The sequence below is a fragment of the Micromonospora globispora genome (assembly GCF_003857015.1).
Lineage (GTDB): Bacteria > Actinomycetota > Actinomycetes > Mycobacteriales > Micromonosporaceae > Micromonospora > Micromonospora globispora.
Genome location: NZ_QGGF01000698.1, coordinates 1 through 1,575 on the forward strand (window position 1 = coordinate 1; position 1,575 = coordinate 1,575).

Consider the following 1,575-nt stretch of genomic DNA (forward strand, 5'->3'; position numbering starts at 1 on the left):
GCAGGCCCCCGACGCCGTCGTGCTGGACACCACCGAGCTGGGCATCGACGAGGTCGTCGCCCGGCTGCGCGAGCTGCTCACCGAGCGGGGGGTCGCATGATCGAGGACAGCGCGGGCTGGGTGGAGCTGCGGGAGCCGGACGTCGACGTCGAGGAGCAGTCCGGCCCGCAGCCCGTGGTGGCCGTGGTCGGCCGCCCCAACGTCGGCAAGTCAACCCTGGTCAACCGGATCATCGGGCGCCGTCAGGCGGTCGTCGAGGACATCCCCGGGGTGACCCGGGACCGCGTCCCGTACGACGCGCAGTGGTCCGGCCGGGCGTTCACCGTCGTGGACACCGGCGGCTGGGAGCCGGACGCCAAGGACCGGGCCGCCGCCATCGCCGCGCAGGCGGAGGCGGCCGTCGCCACCGCCGACGTGGTGCTCTTCGTGGTCGACGCCGTGGTCGGCTCGACCGACGTGGACGAGGCTGCGGTGAAGATGCTGCGCCGCAGCGCCAAGCCGGTCATCCTGGTCGCGAACAAGGCCGACAACGCCTCCATCGAGATGGAGGCCACCTCGCTCTGGTCGCTCGGCCTCGGCGAGCCGTACCCGGTCTCCGCGCTGCACGGCCGGGGTTCCGGTGAGCTGCTCGACGCCATCATGGACGCGCTGCCCGAGGCGCCGAAGATCGTCGAGAACCGGCCGCGCGGCCCGCGCCGGGTGGCCCTGGTCGGCCGTCCCAACGTGGGCAAGTCCAGCCTGCTGAACCGCTTCTCCGGTGAGGAGCGGGCGGTGGTCGACTCCATCGCCGGCACCACCGTCGACCCGGTGGACAGCCTGGTGGAGATCGGCGGGGAGACCTGGCAGCTGGTGGACACCGCCGGCCTGCGCAAGCGGGTCGGCAAGGCCAGCGGCACCGAGTACTACGCCAGCCTGCGGACCGCCGCCGCGATCGAGGCCGCCGAGGTCGCGGTGGTGCTGCTCGACGCCAGCGAGGTCATCAGCGAGCAGGACCAGCGGATCCTCACCATGGTCACCGAGGCCGGTCGGGCCCTGGTGATCGCCTTCAACAAGTGGGACCTGGTCGACGGCGACCGCCGGTACTACCTGGACAAGGAGATCGAGCGGGAGCTGCGCCGGATTCCCTGGGCGATCCGACTCAACCTGTCGGCGAAGACCGGCCGGGCGGTGGACAAGCTCGCCCCGGCGCTGCACAAGGCCCTGGCGAGCTGGGAGACCCGGATCCCGACCGCGCAGCTCAACCAGTGGCTGACCGCCCTGGTCCAGGCCACCCCGCACCCGGTGCGCGGTGGCCGGGCGCCGCGCATCCTCTTCGCCACCCAGGCCGGGGTGGCGCCGCCGCGGTTCGTGCTCTTCACCACCGGTCCGCTGGACGCCGGCTACCAGCGCTTCGTCGAGCGCAAGCTCCGCGAGGAGTTCGGCTTCGAGGGCAGCCCGATCGAGATCTCGGTACGCCCGCGCAAGAAGCTCGGCCCCGGTGGCCGCGGCAAGGCCCATGGCTGACGATCTCCTTCCAGTACGCCGGGCGGTCCCGCACCGCCCGGCGTAAGGCTGTCCCCACCACCCTCCTAGGAC

The 1,575-nt window shown here is 72.6% G+C and carries 1 protein-coding gene and 1 pseudogene; both read left to right on the forward strand.

Annotated features, from left to right (window positions below; all coding sequences use genetic code 11):
- A pseudogene (locus DKL51_RS32540) lies at window positions 1–100 on the forward strand ((d)CMP kinase); the annotation flags it as partial.
- Window positions 97–1,503 carry a ribosome biogenesis GTPase Der gene (gene der / locus DKL51_RS32545; RefSeq protein WP_109947976.1) on the forward strand — a complete coding sequence of 469 codons (1,407 nt, stop codon included), beginning with the start codon at window positions 97–99 and terminating at the stop codon, window positions 1,501–1,503. The pseudogene DKL51_RS32540 and the gene der, both read left to right, overlap by 4 nt.
- The last annotated feature ends 72 nt before the right edge of the window (window positions 1,504–1,575 follow it).

Coding starts and splice junctions, on each gene's coding strand:
- der (WP_109947976.1), top strand. CDS start 97: ATGATCGAGGACAGCGCGGGCTGGGTGGAGCTGCGGGAGCCGGACGTC.